The organism is Niallia sp. FSL R7-0648, assembly GCF_038007005.1.
In the GTDB taxonomy this organism is placed as follows: Bacteria; Bacillota; Bacilli; order Bacillales; family Cytobacillaceae; genus Niallia; species Niallia circulans.
Window position 1 is genome coordinate 2088661 of the sequence record NZ_JBBOWE010000001.1, and the last position, 20875, is coordinate 2109535.

A 20875-nucleotide genomic window follows, 5' to 3' on the forward strand; every position below is an offset into this window, starting at 1 on the left:
ACATAGTAAAACCTAAAATAGCAAAACAGTCTGTTGCAACTACGATTAGTTCTTTCTGCAGCATGATATATCTCCAACCGAAAGAACTAAGCAAAAATATTAATGGAAAAAATAAGAATAAAAGGATGAATATAAAATTTCTCTTATTATTCATTACCAATTCTCACCTCACTTCTGGAAGTACCTTCTAATATGCTTATCAATACCTTATTTATTGTACTCAAGGAAGGTTTTCCTATATCCATAAAATGACCGGAAGCCTTTGCTTTCATAATAAGTATTAGAAGTACTGCTAGCAAGCATTTCCACTCTGGTTAAGGGGTATTTACTATGTACATAGTATAAGAGTGCTTCCCCAAGACCAATCCCTCTATAGTTCGGATCAACGAGTAATTCGCAAATAAACAAAGTAATCGAACGATCGGTAATACCTCTAATATAGCCTATTAATTGATCATTAAGAGTAGCGACATAGGCAGCATTCGAATGATTCCAGGCAGACTTAGTATCTTCTTTATTCTCTACTAAGTTAGTCCAGTGTTCGAGTTTGTTTAATTCATGAATCGATTGGAAATCATCTTCTTTATATGGACGAATTTGAATAGCTAACCCATTTTTTAAATTAATCACTTTCACACACCTACTTTTCTAATTTTTAAATATTATAGTGGTCATTGGCGTATTGCAATCTTTCATTATTAAAAATCTGATTTTCCTTTTTGGAATATTGTACCATATGATAAGAAAAGACGCTCCTAAAGGAACGTCACAGCTTGTTGACAAAAGGAATTTAGGAAATGCAAATGGAATTATTATGCATTGATTGGAGTGAAAGGGGTGAGACTCCCTCGAGGAAAGTTGATATACCAACGTTTACAGCGTTATTTTTTTAGTCCAATATTTTTTTAGGAAAACTCTTTGAATCATATTTTAACTAACTATTCCATTAATTATAATATTTGGTAAGTAAGTGGACGCGACGCTAGAGCCAATAGGGATTTATTGACAAATATACACTATTAGATGCATCCGGTATCTCTACTCTTCTTATGAGGACGTACCCTCCCATGTCTCTTAGCGTCGCGCGCTTACATTCCTTCGTTTGGTCTCATCATAAGGCAGAGGCTGGCATCATGCTCCTGTATGGACTCTAAGTCGTAAGTCTCTCTAAAAGCCAGCTTTCCTGTCATCTTTTTGAATATAACCGTCTTATAGATTTTTATTTGGGTTGGAGGATAGAGAGATCTTGTCTCATTCGCTCCTTATCAAACAGTACTTCTTGCTGACAAAGTCCATGAAAAATCTTTAACATTTTATTACATAGAACGACTAATGCTTCTTTCTTCTTCAAAGGGTTTTCTTTTCTAGAGATATAATACTGATATAAATCATAAAAGGTTTCATTATTTCTAATCAAAGGCAAGACAGCACGATAGAGAAGGGCTCGCAGCTTTCTTCTCCCTCTTTTGGAGATTCGCTTTTGTCCAATCATCTTTCCAGAAGAGTTCTCTCGTAAGGTTAATCCCGCTAATTTAATAAGTTGGCGTGGATGTTTATAATGCTTGAGAGAACCCACTTCTGCTAGTAAATCTATAACGGTAGTTTCCCCAATGCCAGGGATTGATAATAAATAATGATATTCCGCTTGTTGCTCTGCTAGTGTCTTTAAACTTTCATTTACCTGTTCTAATTGCTTTGTCAGAAGTTCGTATTGAGTAATTAAAGAGTAAATTTCTATACGAGCCATATTGGAGCCTTCTGTTAATCCAATAGATTGTACCGCCACTCTCTTTAGTTGTGCTATTTTAGGTCTTGCTGGATACTTTAGTTTTTCCTTTTCCAAGTATAAAAGGACTAACTCCTCGATTTCTTTTTCCATTAAGTCTACTGGTAAAGGGGTATGTTTTAATATGGCACATGCATTCAGCCCTAAATCTTTAAATGCTACTTTAAATTCAGGAAAGTAACGATCCGTCCAGCGAATGATACGATTCTTCACTTTCGAAATGTCCTTTTTCAGATTCCACCGAATAGAGGAACCTTCTCTAAGCTCTGCTTCTATTCCTTCTATTTGACGAGGATCACTAAAGTATCCATTGGTTATTAGTTTAGCAATGACTCTCGCATCCTTCTTATCATTCTTCGTTTGTAAGTTATCATCCAACTCCTTGGAACGATTCACATGTAGAGGATTGACCATGACAAAACGAATATCATTTTGGGTAAGAAAAGCAGCTAAATTCATCCAATAGTGCCCAGTAGGCTCGAATCCAATCAATAAATCATCCTTTTGATGAATTGCCTTTAGATTTTGAAGCTTGAGATAAAATTGATGAAAACCATGATGAGACTGGTGGATAGAAAAAGAGGTACTTAACTCAACCCCTCGATCGTCCACCGCACATGCATAGTGTGTATTTTTAGCAATGTCAATTCCAATGATTAAAGTGGAAGTAGACACTTGATTTAAACGGTGATTACGGGTATTATTCATAATAGATTCTCCTTCTGACGCTGTGTTGATTGGTCTCAATATAAGCATCATAAAGGAGGATCTTTTTTTGTGCAATACCACAGAAACTAATCCCACAGGAATGCTCCTGTGGGATCTGCGAGACAGTCTGAGACCCTGCAGGCCTTTATGAACTGCACCCCAATTATTGGACACCACAAGAATTGGGGCTTTTGTATGGATAAAAGAAAACGGTGGACTATAGAAGAAAAAATATCAGCTATTGTACTATATGAAAGTGGCAAATTTTCCTTTCTTGAAGTTGCTAATCGTATCGGGATCGATAAAAAATCAGTCATAAAGTGGTGGAAGTTATATCAAATGCATGGAGTAGAGGCACTAATGCCCCGAAATAGTTGCACGGTGTATGAATCCTCCTTTAAACTGGAGGTACTAAAATATCGTGTAGAGACAGGGGCATCTTATCTGAATACTGCCACTTACTTTAACTTACCTTCCCCGTATACTATCCAACGGTGGGAGGAGAAGTATAATCGTCTAGGGGAAGTAGCCTTTGTTTCCAGGAAAGAGGAGAAATCTACCATGGAGAAAAAAGGACAAGCAGAGAAAGATGAAATCAAAGAAATAAAGGGAGAATTAGAACGATTACGTATGGAAAATGCGTATTTAAAAAAGTTGAATGCCTTAGTTCAAGACAAGGAAAAGTCACCAAACAAGACAAAATAAAGGTCGTGTATGAACTAAGGCATGAATATCCGGTGAATAAGTTATGCAAAATAGCGAATATTCGTCGCAGTACGTATTACTATGGAGTTAAGTTAATGAATCAGCCAGATCCCGATGAAAATTGGAAAAAGGAGATTACCTCTATCTTTGTTGAAAATAAAGGTCGTTATGGATATCGTCGTGTTTGGAGTGAATTAAAGAACAGGGGATATAAAATCAATCACAAAAAAGTGCAAAGAATCATGAAAATACTAGGCTTAAAATGTATGATTCGATTGAAAAAATATAAGTCTTATAAAGGAGTAGTAGGAAAAACTGCTCCCCATCTATTGAAAAGAGACTTTACTGCAAGAAAACCGAATGAAAAATGGGTAACAGATATCACCGAATTCAAGCTATTTGGCGAAAAGGTCTATTTATCTCCTGTTTTAGATTTATTTAACCAAGAGATTATTACGTATACCACAGGATCTAGACCGACCTATTCGCTAGTATCGGAAATGTTACAAAAGGCTATGAAGCGCTTGCCCAAGAAATATACAAATCTCCTGTTACATTCGGATCAAGGATGGCATTATCAGATGAAGTCTTATCGTGAATCCTTAAAGGAACGGAAAATCACACAAAGTATGTCGCGAAAAGGAAACTGTTACGACAATGCGGTAATGGAGAATTTTTTTGGCATTCTAAAATCAGAGTTTTTCTATTCCATGGAATTTAAAAATAAAGAGCATTTTTTAAAAGAACTAGAAAAATATATTTATTACTACAACCATAAACGAATTAAAACAAAACTAAATGGTCTGAGTCCAACAGAATATCGAACTCAGACCATAGGTTAAAATAATGTGTTTAATTTTTGGGGGTCACTGCATTTAGGCCGAAGCGGCTCAGCGCGAGCCCCACGGAAAGCGAACCCCTGCAACGGAAATCAACTCTTATTTAAAAGAATGTATATTTATAAACTAAGACAAACTCCTAATTACCGAATTAGGAGTTTGTCGACAGTCTGAGACGCTCCTAAAGGAACGTCTTCTTTTTGTACTCTTTAATTTTTAGAAACACCATTTACAGGTCGATCAAGTACAATACGCGGAGCAGAAACTACTAAAAGAACAAGAATAATCGAACATAAAATAGTTGCTCCTAAGTAGGAACCACCGTTTACAATCAAGGAATTGATAAATGGTGACATACCTTCTGGTGCAAATTTTGCCCATACAGTTACACCTGCAATAAAATGCCAAATATAGCGAGTAAACCCACCAACAACCACTGCCAAAATAATTAAGCCAGTCGCTAATCCTTTTTGTTCCGTTTTTAAAGCATTTTGAATTGAGGAAGCAAATAGTCCAGCAAAACCAATACAAGCAAATGCAACTAAATATTCTAAAATTACTTGCCAGAATGTTAAAGCTTGTAAATCAAAAACTATTTGCAGTAGCCCCCATAAAAATCCTGCACTTGCACTAGCTTTAAAGCCCCAGCGAAATGCAACGATAAAAATAGGTACCATGGCAAAAGAAATCGAAGTATTAAATATTGGGATAGATGGCAATAAATCAAGGATAAGTGCAATTGCCGCCATGATTGCCACTTCTATCATGACAACTAATTTCATATTTTTCATAAAAAAATCTCCTTTTTCTGCAGACCAAAAGGAGAACTAACGCGCGAAATGAATAATATAGCAATACTATATAAACTCTTCCCACATTCCTACGTTAGAATTAACTAACAGGTTCGAAGGGTCAGATCGATTGATCACTCTCAGCATTACGCTCCCCTTGTGGTTTGCTTTTTATCAAATTACATTTATTATAACATAGATTCTCCTTATAAATAGACGTTTTCCTTAAATAAATAAAATTCAGACGTTAATGTTTATAGCATCAATAATGAGATTTTTAAACTGTTTGGGTTATGTTTATTTGTTTTTTAGAATTTGTTTCCTTTTTAACAACATAAATCATTAATAACAAACCTAATATCCCAAATGAGAATAATCCTAAAGACATCGTTAAGGCAGAAATTTGGGTGCTTATCGTAATTGCTAAGCCAGCTACTATCATCTGTCCTTGACCAATCAATCCATTCAGAGCTAAATAAGAGCTACGGTAATTTTCATTCACTAAATCTGCAAGGATGCTTTGATTAATCGGAACATACATCAATTCGCCTATTGAAATAAACAGCATCATCATAATAAGCCATAATGGTGACGAGATATAGGTTAGGATACAAAAACTAACCACAAATAAACACATTCCTATAAAATATTGCTTATTGTCCGATATTTTTTTCATCATCCATGTAACAATACCTACACAAAAAACTACCAGTATAGTATTTTCCGCATGAAGAATTCCCACCATATTGATACCATTTACAGGAAGGATTCCAAAAAGGTTAGTATCTTGCATTGTATCTCTTAAATGAATGGCAATATAATTTGTTAAGTGGCTCTCAAGAGAGAAGATAAGGAAGCAGGAAAGTAAGTAAATCATAAAAGTCCGGTCTTTCCAGACATGAAGATAATTAGACCAAATAGTAAATTTAGATTTATTGTCGCTCCTTAAAAATTTATTTTTCATAAGAGATTCTTTAATAAATACATAGGTAACTAAGCTTGATCCAAGTGACACAATACCAACTAATAGGAAGAAATAGAAATGATAGTCAATAAAGAAAAATGCTCCTGTGATAGTACCAAGTGCGGTTGCTAAATTTGCTAGCCAATACATCGCTGTAAAAACAAATTTCCGTTGCTCTGCCAATACTAAATCATGAATCATTGCTGTAGATGCAGGGAAAAACATGCCATTAAAAAATAAATTGATCATAAATAAACCAGCGCTTATATATGGTAGATTAATCCATGGTGAATTAAAGACTGCAATAAAAAGATAGGTTATTCCTATGCCCGCTTCTGCTATTATCATCATTTTTCTTCTCCCGATTCTGTCTGCCAAGTAGCCGCCGATTAATGCGCCTACTATACCAGAGAGAATGACTATGATGACAATTACTCCTGTTACCGTTGTTCCGATTAGTGAGCTAAAATAAACAGATATATAAGGGATGATTGCACTTGATGTTAAAGAAGTAATAAACTGCAAATACATGCGGATACGAAGGGAAATATGTAATTGGCTAAATGTTATCATCGGCATATTCCCCTTCCATACCAAATAAACGGTAAGCTTGATTTGTAAATGTGCTTGTAAACATAGCATGCGCATGATCTGAATAGGTTAACCGAGCTCCCATTAGGAAAGCCAGATATCCATACCCGACCTCTTTGGAGTTACTTTTTGGCAAGAAGCCTTTTTCCATTCCTATATGAACAATTTCTTGAATATAAACTAAAAATAGTTCGACAAATTCATCTAATGCATGAATTTCAGCGAATCTATCTGGCTGCCCAATCACATATTGGACAATACGAAGTTCTTTTTCGGACTCCATGAATAAATTCAGATGTTTTCGAATGATATATTTAAGTTTTTCTTCAGTTAAATCAGTAAGTTCATTTTTGGTTTCATTTATTATCTCCTTAAATAATTGGAGAGGTCTATTTACACATTCTGTAAACAAAGTTTCTTTATTTTCATAATAAGTAAATACTGTTCCAAAACTAACACCTGCTTCTGCAGCAATATCCTTAATGGTTGTTTTACTAAAACCGTTATGTGAAAACAACTTTAAAGCAGCTTGATAAATATCTTCTTTTTTTTGTTCAGATCTTGGTTTAGCCATTTGAATTCCCCACTTATTAAATGATTGATTAATCAATCATATTATATAAAAGAAAATATTGGTAGTCAAACTCTTTTTGTGAAATTTTCAAACTATTTATCCCCTTACTAAAAACTCCCTTATTAAGGGAGTGAAGTAAATGTATGCCGCTCGTTGCTGCCGCTTATATCGTAAACAAATCCTTCACCTGTAATTTATCTCTTCTTAATGATTGATATTCACAAGAGAAAGGCTTTGTTACATAGTCCCTTACCCATTCATCGTGGTATTTTAGAATCTTTCTAATAGCTTCCACTATATAATATACTTCTGCGTTGCTCATTGTAGGATGTAAGGATATTCGCACCCACCCTGGTTTATGGGAAAAATCTCCTTCTTGTATTTCTTTGCTTATTGCTTTGGAATATTCCTTTGTAATTGGTAGTAAATAATGTCCGTATGGACCAGCACACGAACAGCCGCCCCTTACTTGTATACCAAAGCGATCATTCAATAATTGTACGACTAAATCATAATGAATATCTTCACAAATAAACGAGATAATGCCTAACCTATCTTCATTTTCTCCTTCTAGTATGCGAACTCTATTGATTTTCTTCAGTTCTGACATAGCTAATTGAATTAACTCCTTCTCTCTAGCCGCTATTCTTTCTATTCCCATTTCTTCTTTTAGTTGTATACATAACGCTATTTTAATCGCTTGTAAAAATCCTGGTGTTCCCCCATCTTCCCGTTCTTCATCCTCTTTTTTGTAGAGGATATCTCCCCACTCATTCGTAAAATCAACGGTTCCCCCTCCTGGCTGATCCGGTATACTGGAATAAATAAGCTTCTTTGACATCACTAGCACTCCGCTTGTTCCCGGTCCACCTAGAAATTTATGAGGTGAAAAATAAATAGCATCTAATCGTTCCTCTTTATTATCAGGATGCATATTCATTTCCACATAAGGAGCTGATGCCGCAAAGTCAACAAAGCAATAGCCTTTATACTTATGCATTATTTTTGCCAGCTCGTGGTAATTTGTTTTCCTTCCAGTAACATTAGAGCATGCTGTAAATGCCCCTATTTTTAATGGGATGTCCTTATATCGCTCTAGCAAAGATTCTAAATGTTCCATGCTGACATCCCCATTGTCATTTGGCTTAATCATTATGACATCTGCATTTGTCTCCAGCCATGATAAATAATTAGAATGATGTTCCATATGAGTGACAAATACTACAGCAATTTTCTCCTTTTTCGCACATGCACAGCTATTCTTTAAACCTATTATTCTTTGTAATTTATTAACAACCCCTGTCATACCAAATCCATCGAATAAAATAATGTCATTTTCGTCTGCATGAACATGCTTTTTGATAATTCGCTTTGCTTCCTTATATGCCTTAGTCATATAAGTACCTGTAATATTTGACTCCGTATGTGTATTAGCAACATAAGGACCTAATTTATTGATAATCTTCTCTTCAATAGTCTTATATAATCTGCCGCTTGCCGTCCAATCCGCATATAGCAGCTGCTGCGTTCCATAAGGTGTAGAAAAGGTTACATTATTGCCAATGATATTATGCTTAATTTTTGAAAAATAATGTTCTAATTTAGTATGATATTGGTAGACAGACTCACCAACTTTAATTCTAATCAATTTAAATATCCCCTTTCTCTCTCCTTCTTTAACCTATGTCAAAATAAGAAGAGAGGTTATTGCATTTCGGATAGTTTGAAAAAAATTCATAAGAAGGATGGAACATATATGATGATTACCTTGCCTGATTATGCACTTGACTATATGGAGAACTTAAATCAATCTGGACGAAGCAAACTTACATTAAAACAGTACGAATCTGATTTAAAGAAATTTTTCAGCTGGCTTTCTACATACAAGGAAAATACTAAATTTGAAACAATAAAGGCATTAGGAGCTGATGACATTCGCGCTTACTTTCATTATTTAAAGGAAAAGCAACTGTCACAGGCAACAATACGCCGTCTGGCATCTGTCCTTAGCAGACTAATGATGTACCATCAATGTGTTTGTGCCCATGAAATTCATAAACTAGCTGAAGCTGCCCCATTGCGTTCCCTGACTACAAAAGATTTTATTACAAGTGAAGAATATAATAAATTATTGCAAAATCTGCTGACAAAGGATTTTGAAGGAACCAAAAAATCGGCTCGAAACTATCTGCTGACAAGAAATTGGACAATTGTGGCTTTATTAAAAACTTTTGGCCTGACACCTCTCGATATACATGGTATTGAAATGAAAGATGTAAACTTAGCACAAGGAGAACTAACTCTGCATAGAGAGGATGATCCGTTCCTTCTCGCCATTCCAAGTGATATTCTGACAAAATTACGAGCATACTACTTTTCCATTCCGGAAGTCCTTCGACCAAAATATTATTCTAATGATCCTGTGTTTGTCGCCTTTAACAATATTTCTTATTCTTTTCAATATGATTATGATCGACAAAAACCAAAAGCTCTGTCTGTCCGCGCTATTCAAGAAATGATTAAAGATGAAGTAAGAAGAGCAGGTTTACGTAAAATTTCTGCAGTCAATTTTCGCAATGCTGCTATATTAAAAGAACTAGCATTAGGAGTGAGCGATGAGAAGGTAATGCACCAATTTCATTTAACAAGTGAAGCTGCACTTAGAAGGTATAAACAATATTTGCAAAATAAAATCAATAGTTAAATAGAAAAAAGCTGGACCTCCAATATAAAAGGTGGTCCAGCTTTTTCTTCGTTATTGCTGTGTCGCATCATTTTCTTCCCAATACACCTTTGAGAATACGTCAGCAAATGCTGCAATGCTGCGGTTCAATTCTCCTTGCGTATTGTCTATCCCACCTACTTCAAGTAGGATAGCACGGTCAGAAAAGTTCTGATTGTATACTCCGTTTCCTTCTTCTTTTCCCTTAAGGAATACGCCTCTTGATATCCCAGGGTATTTTTTTTGCAGTTCAGCATGAAGCTTTTTGGCAAATTCTTGATTTTTTTCATATCCTTTATTCGCATTGCCTATAATAAATAGTAATTTGGCATAGTTTTTGCCATTAATCGTAGCACTAGTAGTTTTTTTCCTTGCTGAATCTCGGTGTATATCAATTAAATAGTTTATATGTTTATTTTCGCTAACTGCTGTCTCCACCACTTCTTTAGAAACGGCATAAGATGAGAAGAAATTCCAGCCTCTATCAAGAAGCTTTTGGTTAATATTTGTTTTATCTAATTGCACGCCAATCCCTTCATCTTGCAATAGACTACTTAATTTATTACTTAATCCAACTACATTAGCCCGTTCATCTGAGCTGACTGCTTCATTTTCATTTGCATTCTTTAAAAGTGGTAGATAGGCTTCTAGATTATGAGTATTGTAGACCAACACTGTTTTATTTTTTGGAGTAGTAACTGGTGCTTTGTTATCTGAAGGCTTTTCTTCCTTCTCCACTTTTTCTTCATCTACTTCTTTAGGATTTTTCATAAGCTCTTCGGATGGTGTTGACTCAAACGGAAGATTAGCAAGACTTGTCCCTTCTTCTGCGACAACTATTTCAGTATGAAAAAAAGTCAAAGCAGGTAGTTCTCTTCCTAAAAGTGTGCGCGTGTCATCTAAACGAATATTAGTGGCAATTTGAAAAAGAATATTTCCGATTGAAAGTCCCTTTCCATCTGATTTTGGAAAAAGATGATTTTCACTATGAAATATTTCTGTATAAATTTCCGTTGTATTTACAGATTTTAAGATATTGGCAACATTATCAGAAGTTAATTTAAAGGAAAAAATAGAGGTCGTGATTCCCGCAATAAGGATAAACATTAGGATGATTCCTAATATTGTTGTGTTCAAATATTGGATTAATGTACGTGTTTTGGAGGTTTGCATATAGGTACATCCCCTTTCTCTTTATAGATATATGTCTATTTACTAGAAAATAGTCTTGTAATCTATGAAATATTTGATAGGGAATTGTAATTATTTTAAGGAGGATTTATAAATTTCTTCATTATTTTGGATGCGTAAAATTTTGATAGAAACTGTTGAAAACTGCTATAATTAGCTATCTAGTCTTCCATAAAAATTAAAAATCACCTTCTAGAAAGATTGTCCATTTCTAGAAAGTGACCAAGTATTGGCATTGCTTATTGAAAGGAAAAAAGAAACTCTGCTTCACAAATCAATTCACCAGCTACTGTTGCTTTACCTCTTGCTTTAGCAAAGCTATTTTTCACCTTTTCAACCATTACTTCCATACAAAGCTCATCCCCAGGAAATACAGGCTTACGAATTTTGGAATGATTTATGCCTGCTAATAAGGCAAATTTATTCCTATGTTTTTCTTCACTATGAATAGCTACTGCAGTAACTTGAGCAATCGCTTCAATTATAAGGACACCTGGCATAATCGGATTATTTGGATTTTGTCCCGTTGCAAATGTATCTTCCTTGTTAATTTGCTTTACTCCAACTGCCATTTTGCCTTCTTTTAACTCTAATATTTCATCTACTAAAGGCAGAGGATACCGACTTAGTATATCCTTCACTTTCTGTAGATTCATCATTGCTTACCGCCTCTTTTATCTAATTCATTTTGTAATTGTGCCATTACATCGCTTAATTCCCTTGTAATATCAGCTGGATCTTTTTTTGTACCATCTTCCTTTTTCAAGGAAATTGGATCACCGAATATAACATGTATTTTCCTGCCCCTTAAAAGACCCTTTAAATCTGTTGGACCACTATAAGCTGCTGGAACGATAGGCACTCTCGCCAAGTTTGCAATGGTAGCAGCTCCCTTTTTTAATGGCACATCCTCAGAAGTTCTTGTTCCACTAGGAAAAATTCCTACTATCTTCTTGTCCTTTAATAGTTTTACTGGCGTTTTTATACTGCTTGGGCCTGGATTTTCTCGATCCACTGGAAAAGCATTAATACTATGCAAAAATTTAGCTGCTTTTGGTTTATTAAATAACTCTTTCTTTGCCATAAAGTGAATTTCATTTGGTAATAAAGAAGTACCAAGCGCAACCACATCCACCCAGCCAATATGAGAACATGCAACCACATAACCAGTATCTTGCGGTAATTTATCTTTATTGATTACCTTTGTTCTTCCAAAAATTTTTAAGACAACATTTGCAAATCTGCTCGTAAATGCATACATTTTTTCTTTCTCCTTTATGTAAAAATTACTAATATTTATGTGTAGCATTACTATATGTAAGATTTTTAAAATGGCCAAATATTCCGCTGATAAAAACCGCTATCAAAAATAATATCATCTGCTATTAGTACTAGATACTATTTTTTTACTACCTACTTATTATATCTCATTCTCGTTAAAAAAAATAGTATCAAACCATTACAAAATAGGCGTCTCCCAGTTGAAGAATCTATTGTAATTAAAGCAGTAATTAAAAAATATGGATAAATTAAAATAGATTCGCTATAAAAATTCAATGTATCGAACTAATTTTCAAACAAGTTTCTTAAACCCTTCTTGCTGATATGCATAGGACACAGCAAAACGCCTAAGACCTTGCAGACAAATGGCAGAAAGCAATTTTTGCGCTATTCCCTTGGAAAGGGCCGTGTAATCAAGCTGTGAATAATGACATAAGCTTTCTTTATCCAAATTAAAAAACCTAAACAATCATAAGAGATTATAAATGACTTCTCCGTATAATTGTTTAGGTTTTATTTAATTCTAAGACTTATATCCATGCGGCTTTCCTATTATAAAGTAATCGAGGACAATACTATCCGCTTAATCGTATTTGCGACTCCATCCTGGTCATTCGTTTCAGCGACCTCTATTGAAGCATCTTTTACATCCTGCCTTGCATTTCCCATCGCTACAGGATATCCCACCTTGATTAACATCGATAGATCATTCATACTGTCACCCATTGCTAACACATCTTTTAAGTGAATTCCTAAGTGATTCGCTAGTTTTGTCAATGCGTTTCCTTTGGAGGCATCCTTATGCTCAAATTCAAAATTATAGGTTCCAGATGAAACAAGAGTGATGGCGGAATCATCTTCGAATGTTTTCCATCCAGCGTCTAGCTTCTCTTTATCAAAGGAAAATGCCAAAATATTATAGACATCAATTGCAGGATTTTCTATTTCTTTATAGCTATCAATATAAGAAAATCCAGTTTGCGAAAATTGAATAGTCGCATGCTTTTCAAGCTCTTCTCTGCTAATTTGAGGATTTGCCGTATATAAACGATCAAGTTCAATTGCAATTAATTGTCTACCACGCTGTGGCGAGTAAAGATAATCGCTGCTAAAAACTTCATAATAGTAATCTCTCTCATCTAACCATTGTAATAGACTCATTGCTTTTGGCTTATCCATCGGAAGATGATCAAATAGGTTTCCTTCTGGATCATGAATGGTCGCACCATTTGCGCCAATAACCCAAGTTTTTAATCCAGTTTCTTTGAAAATCTCCATAACATCTGGATAGTTTCGACCTGTTGCTACAATTACTTCTATTCCTTTTTCTTGTGCACTTTTCAAACTGGCTGCATTTTCTGGACTAATCTTACTTTCATGATTTAAAAGAGTGCCATCTAAATCGGTTACAATACATGTAATCATCCTTCTCCATCCTTCCTGTCTGCCACTAATAACTCCACACCATTTTCCTTTAATAACTGAATAAACCATTCTTCCGGTTCTTTATCTGTGATAAAGAGATCAATATCGGAAAGATTCGCGAATTGGTAAAAGTCAGTAATGCCTATCTTGCTATTATCACCAACTACAATAACCTGCTTTGCTTGCTGCATCATCTTCTTTTTAACATCACCGTCTTCTTCGTCGACAATTGTTAGTCCTTTTTCAGATATACCGACAATACCAATAAACACTTTATCTACATAATATTTATCTAATCGTTGAATAACAGAATTCCCGTATAAATAGCGATGTTCTTTTTGCATCACTCCACCTAATAAGTGAATTTTCGGCAATTGCTTATCTGATAAAATATCCGCCAAATTGATAGAATTTGTTATCACTGTACATTCTTGATTAATAAAACTTCCGATTGCCTGCACAGTGGTGGAGGCGTCTAAAATAATATGATCATTTTCTCGAACAAAGGATGCAGCTAATTTTCCAATTGCTTTCTTTTCTTCTGATACAGCTTTCAATCGATTATGATAATTATCTACTTTGCGATGAATTTTTGGTAAAAGCGCACCACCCCTTGTTCGAATAATTACTTGTTCCTCTTCTAGTTTTACTAAATCTCTTCTAGCTGTATCTCTGGAAACATGAAAGAGGGAACAAATTTCTTCCACTGTTATTTTTTCATGCACATTTAAATACTGAATAATGTCCATTAATCTTTGCTCTTGTGCCATATTATCCCCTCAAATTCATTTCATCTATTTACATTTTAAGTTATTCACTTATAAATTTCCATTAAAATAAGCAAAATAATTATTTTCACTTATAAATTTCCATTAAAATAAGCAAAATAATTATTTTCACTTAAAAAAACGCAAACGGATATCTACTTCATCCATTTGCGTTTTTAATTATTTCCTTTCTAACCAGTCAACCGTTCCATTAATCAGCTTCATAAATTGGCTGCCAGATGAGAAAGTATGTATTCCCTCTTCAATAAATACGGATTCAACAGTTCCTGTATTTCTAGTTAAATATTCATTTTTATATTTATTCAAATAGTGATAAGGAATATCCTCATCAGCAGTACCGTGCACAAGAAGAACATCTCCTGAAAACTTATGACAACTCTTTAATGGATTATAATCTATTAAAGAATCGAAATAAGTTTGATAAAAAGAATAGCCGTAAAAATCAACGACTTCTCTTTCTGCTAATTCAGACAATCTCTCTTCTCCAAATATTCGTTTAATATCAACCGCTGGATCCCCGACAGCAGCCCACTGAATTAACCGTCTGACTCGTGCATCTTTGATAGCTGTCAATACAGCGACAGCTCCACCCAAACTATGGCCAAGTAAAATAAGTTCCATTATCGAGAATTTTTCATAAGCAAATTGAATAATGGCTTCTGTCTGATCGATTAAATCAGACAATTTTGTGCTGCCATACTCACCACTAGATTCGCCACATCCCCTATAATCAAAACGAATCACTAAATAACCCAATTCTGTCAGTACATTACTTGCCTTAACAAACAAGCGATCAACGCCAATTCTACTGCCAATTAACCCATGGCACATTATCACTACTTTATATTCATTCCGTATTTTCTTTGGATAATCAACAGACAAAACAATGGTATCGTCTTTCCAGTTGATTGATCTTACCTCGGTCATCATTTCCTCCCCCTAAACCTTCATACATCTATTATACATTATTCCTACCTGTTTAGTAAGTTTAAAACAGGAATTATCTGAAATCTTTTTTATCATATAATAATAGAACCTCTTTCCAACTTCAAGTTTGTTATTAAAATATGATAAAATAAACAGGCTGGGTTTCATTATCGACTGACAAATTAAAGGAGATTCTTATGTATTATATTGATTATCATCACCATTCCAATCATTCATTTGATTCTAAAGCAATAATGATGGATATTTGTGAAAATGCTATAAGAAAAGGGATAAATGAAATTTGTTTTACCGAACACTTTTCTGTCAATCCGAATGCCCCGACTTACGGTCATATGAATTGGCCAACATATTTAGAAGACATCAACAAATGTAGAATTAGTTATCAGGATCAATTAATAATTAAATTAGGAATTGAACTATGTGAACCCCATTTATTACGTGAACAATATAAAACAGTGTTAGCACCAATTCCTTTTGATTATATTCTTGGTTCTGTTCACAATTTACACGGGCTAACACTTCGTAAATATATGAATGCTCACCCTGATGAGGATATTTATCTTACTTATTTTAAAGAGGTTCTTGAATTAGTTACATACGCAGATATTGATGTCCTCGCTCATTTTGATTTAATGAAGCGATATGCCCATCCAACACGAGGTATCTATCACTTCCCTGACTATCAGGAGATTATCACTACTATCTTAACAACAGCAATTAAAAGAAACATCGGTTTAGAAATTAACACTTCTGGCTGGCGAACAAGCTTAAATGAATCATTACCTTCTATAGAAGTGTTGGCATTATATAAAAAGTTAGGTGGCGAAATACTTACAATTGGTTCTGATTCCCATAGAAAAGACGATGTTGGCGCAGATTTCATGCAAGCTCTTAATCTAGCAAAGAAAGCAGGTTTTACAGCATATTACAAATATGAAAAAAGAAAACCTATTCGAATAGATATGTAGAAATCTTAACAGCTTCTTATAAGCATTAGAGCTAAACTAGCAGAGACTCTTCTATGGGTAATATTTTCGATCATTCGGTTAGGAACGGCTGATATAAAAGGACAATACAGCACCATTACTCCATATTATCCGAAAATAAATAAAAAAGAGTGCAAAGGTAGTTACCGATAAAAGTTAGTATTGTTATTCTAACTTTTGGAGATCAGTACCCAAATGACACTCTTTTTTATTTTTGGAAATTCGCTTTAGATATAGGAAACAATCAGTTCTGCTTTCCCAGTCAATTCAAATTCACCAAATTTATATGGCAGTAAGAAATGATCCCCTTTTTGGAAAGTGAATTCTTTGCCATCCTTTTGCAGAGATCCATAGCCTTCAATTACGCTACATAGTAAAAAATCTTGGTCTTGTTTTCTAGTAGACTGTCCGTCCAACACCCATTTTTCTACTGTAAAATAATCACATGTAACAAATTTAGTAATCTCCATGTTTCCTTGTTGTTCAACAACTGGAGTAGTTGCCGCTAATTGATGTGGAACAGTTGTAACGTTAATTGACTGTTCAATATGCAGCTCTCGCTTATTGCCGTCGCTATCTGTACGATCATAATCATATACACGGTATGTTGTGTCAGAATTTTGTTGTGTTTCAAGGATGATAATTCCTTCACCGATAGCGTGAATTGTTCCGCTAGGTACAAAGAAGAAATCACCTTTTTTCACTGGTACCTTGTTTAATAATTCATCCCATTTATTTTCAGCTATCATCGTTGTTAATTCATCTTTTGTGTTCGCGTGATGCCCAAAAATGATTTCTGCTCCTTCTTGACAGTCAATAATATACCAACATTCCGTTTTACCAAGTTCTCCATTTTCATGAACTTTTGCATAGTCATCATTTGGATGCACTTGTACAGATAAATCTTGATTAGCATCTAATATTTTTGTTAATAACGGAAAACGGTCACCTTCTATATTACCAAAAAGCTCATGATGATTCTCCCATAACTCTTCTAAGTTTTTACCCGCTAATGATCCGTTCTTTACTATACTTTGACCATGTGGATGTGCAGAAAACGCCCAGCACTCCCCTGTTATTTCACTCGGAATATCATATCCAAAGCTACGCAGTGCAGTACCGCCCCAAATTCTTTCTTTAAATACTGGTTTAAAAAATAATGGCTCGTTCATATGATTTGGAACTCCTTCTTTACAATATTTACTAGACTATTCTATCATACTCCCATATAAATTGGGTTTGATTTTCATAAAACGAAAATATCGATCTGCTGCCGATTTTATTAAATGAAAAAGAATAACATACAATTTTTTCTAAAAATACAAAAAATATGAGGACAAATTGGAAGAAAGGTGATTTAATAGATTTGTAATATACCACTTATAGGGGGGAAATTATGAAAAAGTGTAAATGGAAAACAATTTTTGCTTTGTTATTAACGGTGACATTAGTATTAAGCGCAATGCCATCAAAAGAGATCCTAGCATCAGAAGGAGAAATTTCAGCTGCTACTCTTTCGATCGGAAAAGAGCTATCCTCGAGCTTTCAGCCAGACGAACATGTTAAATGGTTTAAGATTGATCCAAAATCTGTCGTGTCTAAAGCAACTCACCTAGAGGTTGAATTAAATTCAACGGAAGAAATGAATATTAGCGTATATTCAAGTAAAGATAATGCTATGTCAGACAACACCTTCGATCAATATAACGCCGTTAGCTTTATGGATAATAAGGGCGTCATTTACTTCCCGATTGCTTGGGAAGGTCCGTACTATATTAAGGTTGAGTATTATTCCAACGTAGATGATGAGGAATACATAGGAGAAGATGAAGTACCTGAACCGAATAGTCAATTTTCCTTAAAAGTAACGGATACAAAGCAAGCTCCTACTGTTGAAGCAGAAGAAGCATGTCCAGTTGAATTAAGTACCAAGGAGTCAAAGGACAGCCAAACAATCCTTACACAATTACGTACTATTAGAGATACCATTTTGTCTTCAACGGCAAATGGGAAAAAACTATCTTCTTTATACTATCAAGTATCGCCATTTTTATCGGCGAAAATGATATTTAATAAGCAGCTAAGACAAGATGTATTAACAAATTTAAAAGCGCTAAAACCGATTTTCACTAACCTGCTAGATAATGGTACAAGCAGCACCTATAAAATTGGAAAAAACGAAGCAAAAGCAATAAATAATTTATATGAAATCACCTTAGAAGCTTCTCCTACCGCTTTACAAACCAAGATTTCATCCCTCGCTAACAAAGTAGAGTTATCTAATATAGAAGGAAAAACGCTTGATGACATTTTTACTTTATTAGGAGCTTCCAGCTCAAGTATAACGAACAAAGAGATAAATAATAAATATATTGTAAAAATGAAATCTGGTAAAACAGTTTCTTCTTTGAAAAACAGTTTGGGTAAAACTTCTGCTCAATCTATTAAAGGGTTAGAAGGAAGCGAAAAAATTGCTGACGGTATGTTTACCCTTGAATTGAATGAAGGAAAATACACAACGAAGAGTGCTAATACCCTTATTAACAAGATTCAAAACGCAAATGAAGTAGAGTATATAGAGCCTGTACAACAGTATACCTTACTATCCTTGCCAAGTGATGTATCTGCACCTTACCAATGGTCATTAAAAAACACAGCACAAACAAATGGGAAAAATGGTGCTGATATTCAATTTGAAAAGCTTTATCAACTTCAACAATCTACTGATGTTAAACAAATGAAAATTGCTGTCTTAGATACTGGTGTGGATGCTTCCTTAGCCGATTTAAAAAATAAAATCACAGCGGGTTATAATTTTATCAACGAATCAGACAATGTATATGATGACAATAATCATGGTACACATGTAAGCGGCATTATCGCAGCAGGTATAAATAATGGCTATTCTATGTCTGGCATCCATTCAAACGCAAAAATTATGCCAGTCAAAATATTAGATGCATCTGGCTCTGGTGATACGGAACAAATTGCAAAAGGAATTAAATATGCGGTAGATCATGGCGCAAAAGTCATCAACATGAGTTTGGGTGGTGGTTATAGTAGAGTAATAGAGTCCATGCTTCAATATGCCAACAGCAAAAATGTCACTATTATTGCAGCAAGTGGAAATAATGGTTATGAAGGACTTGATTATCCGGGCTCTTCCAAATATGTAACGGCCGTTGGAGCTTCGAACGATTTAGATATCGTTGCTGATTATTCAAGTTATGGGAAAGAGCTTAAGCTTGTTGCACCAGGTTCCAACATTCCAAGTCTTGTTCCCAATGGAAATCTTTTATTATACAGTGGTACTTCGATGGCTACGCCACATGTATCTGCTGTGGCTGGATTATTGCTTTCTTTAAATGGGAAGCTAAAGCCTAAAGAGGTAGAAAAATATTTAATTGAAACAACAACATCTATTGTTTTTAAGGAAAATGACAATCCTGAAAATGAATTTTCGGAAGAATATCCAGATGATTTACCCGCTAGTAGTAATCCCATCGGTTTTGATAAAGTATCTGGCTGGGGGCGATTAAACGCATTTTCTGCTTTTAGTGCTCTAAAATTAAAAGCAAAAATTAATCCTGTTTATAATAGTACTCGATTACTTACCGGGACAGCTGAACAAGGAAGCAAAGTAAGTGTAAAACTTGGCAGTAAAACCTATTCTTCGTCAGCAGACAAAAATGGCAAGTTTACAGTAGAAATACCTTTACAAAAAGCGGATAAGCTTATGTATGTCCAGCTTTCAAGCAAAAATGGAACGGCAAATACATCCCTCAGAACAACTGTTCAAAGAGACACGAAAGCTCCAAATGCACCAACCGTTCAAAAGGTTGGCGATAATGATAGTTTGCTGAAAGGAACAAGTGAACCTTTTGCTAATATTAATGCAAAGGTTAAGGGGAAATTGATCGGTAAAGGAACGGTCGATAAAAATGGGAAATTCGCTATTAAAATCAAAAAACAGAAAGCTAATACAATTGTATCTGTTACAGCTGCAGATGGTGCAAAAAATACAAGTAAACCAGCAACCGTGAAAGTTGTGGATAACACACCACCTCCTATCCCAACGATAACTGGAACAATCAGTAATAAATCAGATAAAATCACTGGTAACGCGGAAGCTAATTCTACTGTTACTGCCAAAGCAGGCAAAAAGAAGCTCGGTTCTGCAGTTGCTGATAAAAAAGGAAAGTATACGATTAAAATTAAAAAGCAAAAAGAAAATACTAAAATCAGTGTTACAGCTACAGATAAGGCGAAAAATATAAGTAAAGCGAAGACTATTACAGTAGCAGATAAAATAGCTCCTGCTAAGCCAAAAGTAAATACGATCACGACGAAAACAACAAAAGTAACAGGAACTGCTGAAAAAAATGCAACCATTATCATTAAAAGAAACAACAAAGTATTAGCAGAAGGAAAAACAAATAAAAAAGGAGCTTTTTCTATCAAAATTAAAAAGCAAAAAGAAAAAACCTCTTTAACTATTACGGCAAAAGATACATCTGGTAATGTCAGCAAATCTGTTATAAAAGTGGTCACAAAGGCAAAATAATAACAAAGACTC

Annotated in this window: 17 protein-coding genes and 1 riboswitch; of the genes, 4 read left to right on the forward strand and 13 right to left on the reverse strand. The window is 34.6% G+C overall.

Going from position 1 to position 20875, the window contains the following annotated elements; translation table 11 throughout:
• Window positions 1–207: 207 nt before the first annotated feature.
• Together NSQ89_RS09980 and NSQ89_RS09985 are read right to left on the reverse strand one after the other, a co-directional pair.
• Window positions 208–630, reverse strand: a complete 423-nt coding sequence (locus NSQ89_RS09980; protein ID WP_095320135.1) for a GNAT family N-acetyltransferase — start codon at window positions 628–630, stop codon at window positions 208–210.
• Between the two features lie 589 nt (window positions 631–1219).
• Window positions 1220–2494 carry an IS110 family transposase gene (locus tag NSQ89_RS09985; protein ID WP_047945042.1) on the reverse strand — a complete coding sequence of 425 codons (1275 nt, stop codon included), beginning with the start codon at window positions 2492–2494 and terminating at the stop codon, window positions 1220–1222.
• A gap of 195 nt (window positions 2495–2689) precedes the next feature.
• On the opposite strand from NSQ89_RS09985, the gene NSQ89_RS09990 reads away from it, so the two are divergent.
• Window positions 2690–4041, forward strand: a protein-coding gene (locus NSQ89_RS09990; protein ID WP_341132567.1) for an IS3 family transposase whose coding sequence is annotated in 2 segments (ribosomal slippage) — window positions 2690–3140 and window positions 3140–4041 — 1353 coding nt in all. Because the reading frame shifts where the segments join, the coding sequence is not laid out codon by codon here.
• Window positions 4042–4247: 206 nt separating this feature from the next.
• Here NSQ89_RS09990 and thiT read toward each other — a convergent pair.
• The 4 genes from thiT to NSQ89_RS10010 form a co-directional block, all read right to left on the reverse strand.
• Complete coding sequence (gene thiT / locus NSQ89_RS09995) at window positions 4248–4829, reverse strand: energy-coupled thiamine transporter ThiT (protein ID WP_047940637.1); 582 nt, start codon at window positions 4827–4829, stop codon at window positions 4248–4250.
• Window positions 4830–4898: 69 nt separating this feature from the next.
• A riboswitch (TPP riboswitch) is annotated at window positions 4899–4997 on the reverse strand.
• A 109-nt stretch (window positions 4998–5106) separates the two neighbouring features.
• Window positions 5107–6366 carry an MFS transporter gene (locus NSQ89_RS10000; RefSeq protein WP_341132568.1) on the reverse strand — a complete coding sequence of 420 codons (1260 nt, stop codon included), beginning with the start codon at window positions 6364–6366 and terminating at the stop codon, window positions 5107–5109.
• A complete protein-coding gene (locus tag NSQ89_RS10005) occupies window positions 6353–6958 on the reverse strand; it encodes a TetR/AcrR family transcriptional regulator (RefSeq protein ID WP_341132569.1) in 606 nt (201 codons plus the stop codon). The genes NSQ89_RS10000 and NSQ89_RS10005 overlap by 14 nt, the downstream gene beginning before the upstream one ends.
• A 163-nt stretch (window positions 6959–7121) precedes the next feature.
• Window positions 7122–8606 carry an aminotransferase class V-fold PLP-dependent enzyme gene (locus tag NSQ89_RS10010; RefSeq protein ID WP_341132570.1) on the reverse strand — a complete coding sequence of 495 codons (1485 nt, stop codon included), beginning with the start codon at window positions 8604–8606 and terminating at the stop codon, window positions 7122–7124.
• A gap of 108 nt (window positions 8607–8714) precedes the next feature.
• Between NSQ89_RS10010 and NSQ89_RS10015 the strand changes: the two genes are divergently transcribed.
• Entirely contained in the window at window positions 8715–9662 is a 948-nt protein-coding gene (locus NSQ89_RS10015) for a tyrosine-type recombinase/integrase (protein ID WP_179290004.1), read from the forward strand.
• A gap of 51 nt (window positions 9663–9713) precedes the next feature.
• Here NSQ89_RS10015 and spoIIP read toward each other — a convergent pair whose 3' ends face one another.
• The 6 genes from spoIIP to NSQ89_RS10045 all read right to left on the reverse strand — a co-directional run bounded on the left by spoIIP (window position 9714) and on the right by NSQ89_RS10045 (window position 15295).
• On the reverse strand, window positions 9714–10853 hold the full coding sequence (spoIIP, locus tag NSQ89_RS10020; RefSeq protein ID WP_047940632.1) for a stage II sporulation protein P: 1140 nt from the start codon (window positions 10851–10853) through the stop codon (window positions 9714–9716).
• Window positions 10854–11110: 257 nt separating this feature from the next.
• Complete coding sequence (gene fabZ / locus NSQ89_RS10025; protein WP_047940631.1) at window positions 11111–11530, reverse strand: 3-hydroxyacyl-ACP dehydratase FabZ; 420 nt, start codon at window positions 11528–11530, stop codon at window positions 11111–11113.
• Window positions 11527–12132 carry a lysophospholipid acyltransferase family protein gene (locus tag NSQ89_RS10030; protein WP_047940630.1) on the reverse strand — a complete coding sequence of 202 codons (606 nt, stop codon included), beginning with the start codon at window positions 12130–12132 and terminating at the stop codon, window positions 11527–11529. Before NSQ89_RS10030 ends, fabZ begins: the two co-directional genes overlap by 4 nt.
• A 572-nt stretch (window positions 12133–12704) precedes the next feature.
• The gene (locus tag NSQ89_RS10035; RefSeq protein ID WP_341132571.1) at window positions 12705–13577 is read right to left on the reverse strand and encodes a Cof-type HAD-IIB family hydrolase; all 873 of its coding nucleotides are present in this window, start codon (window positions 13575–13577) and stop codon (window positions 12705–12707) included.
• Window positions 13574–14347 (reverse strand): DeoR/GlpR family DNA-binding transcription regulator, encoded by a 774-nt coding sequence (locus NSQ89_RS10040; RefSeq protein WP_047940628.1) that lies wholly within the window; start codon window positions 14345–14347, stop codon window positions 13574–13576. The genes NSQ89_RS10035 and NSQ89_RS10040 overlap by 4 nt, the downstream gene beginning before the upstream one ends.
• 177 nt (window positions 14348–14524) lie before the next feature.
• Complete coding sequence (locus tag NSQ89_RS10045; RefSeq protein WP_341132572.1) at window positions 14525–15295, reverse strand: alpha/beta hydrolase family protein; 771 nt, start codon at window positions 15293–15295, stop codon at window positions 14525–14527.
• A gap of 194 nt (window positions 15296–15489) precedes the next feature.
• On the opposite strand from NSQ89_RS10045, the gene NSQ89_RS10050 reads away from it, so the two are divergent.
• Window positions 15490–16281, forward strand: a complete 792-nt coding sequence (locus tag NSQ89_RS10050; RefSeq protein ID WP_095320899.1) for a histidinol-phosphatase HisJ family protein — start codon at window positions 15490–15492, stop codon at window positions 16279–16281.
• 245 nt (window positions 16282–16526) lie between these two features.
• Here the strand turns inward: NSQ89_RS10050 and manA are convergent, their stop codons facing one another.
• The gene (manA, locus tag NSQ89_RS10055; protein ID WP_341132573.1) at window positions 16527–17471 is read right to left on the reverse strand and encodes a mannose-6-phosphate isomerase, class I; all 945 of its coding nucleotides are present in this window, start codon (window positions 17469–17471) and stop codon (window positions 16527–16529) included.
• A 224-nt stretch (window positions 17472–17695) separates the two neighbouring features.
• Here manA and NSQ89_RS10060 point away from each other — a divergent pair, with 224 nt between their 5' ends.
• Complete coding sequence (locus NSQ89_RS10060) at window positions 17696–20863, forward strand: S8 family peptidase (RefSeq protein WP_341132574.1); 3168 nt, start codon at window positions 17696–17698, stop codon at window positions 20861–20863.
• Window positions 20864–20875 lie beyond the last annotated feature (12 nt).

Bases quoted from the DNA above. Each gene is read 5' to 3' on its own strand.
- fabZ (WP_047940631.1), bottom strand. From the start codon at position 11,530: ATGATGAATCTACAGAAAGTGAAGGATATACTAAGTCGGTATCCTCTG.
- manA (WP_341132573.1), bottom strand. From the start codon at position 17,471: ATGAACGAGCCATTATTTTTTAAACCAGTATTTAAAGAAAGAATTTGG.
- NSQ89_RS09985 (WP_047945042.1), bottom strand. From the start codon at position 2,494: ATGAATAATACCCGTAATCACCGTTTAAATCAAGTGTCTACTTCCACT.
- NSQ89_RS10030 (WP_047940630.1), bottom strand. From the start codon at position 12,132: ATGTATGCATTTACGAGCAGATTTGCAAATGTTGTCTTAAAAATTTTT.
- NSQ89_RS10035 (WP_341132571.1), bottom strand. From the start codon at position 13,577: ATGATTACATGTATTGTAACCGATTTAGATGGCACTCTTTTAAATCAT.
- NSQ89_RS10015 (WP_179290004.1), top strand. From the start codon at position 8,715: ATGATGATTACCTTGCCTGATTATGCACTTGACTATATGGAGAACTTA.
- NSQ89_RS10050 (WP_095320899.1), top strand. From the start codon at position 15,490: ATGTATTATATTGATTATCATCACCATTCCAATCATTCATTTGATTCT.
- NSQ89_RS10045 (WP_341132572.1), bottom strand. From the start codon at position 15,295: ATGATGACCGAGGTAAGATCAATCAACTGGAAAGACGATACCATTGTT.
- NSQ89_RS10005 (WP_341132569.1), bottom strand. From the start codon at position 6,958: ATGGCTAAACCAAGATCTGAACAAAAAAAAGAAGATATTTATCAAGCT.
- NSQ89_RS10060 (WP_341132574.1), top strand. From the start codon at position 17,696: ATGAAAAAGTGTAAATGGAAAACAATTTTTGCTTTGTTATTAACGGTG.
- spoIIP (WP_047940632.1), bottom strand. From the start codon at position 10,853: ATGCAAACCTCCAAAACACGTACATTAATCCAATATTTGAACACAACA.
- NSQ89_RS10040 (WP_047940628.1), bottom strand. From the start codon at position 14,347: ATGGCACAAGAGCAAAGATTAATGGACATTATTCAGTATTTAAATGTG.
- thiT (WP_047940637.1), bottom strand. From the start codon at position 4,829: ATGAAAAATATGAAATTAGTTGTCATGATAGAAGTGGCAATCATGGCG.
- NSQ89_RS10000 (WP_341132568.1), bottom strand. From the start codon at position 6,366: ATGATAACATTTAGCCAATTACATATTTCCCTTCGTATCCGCATGTAT.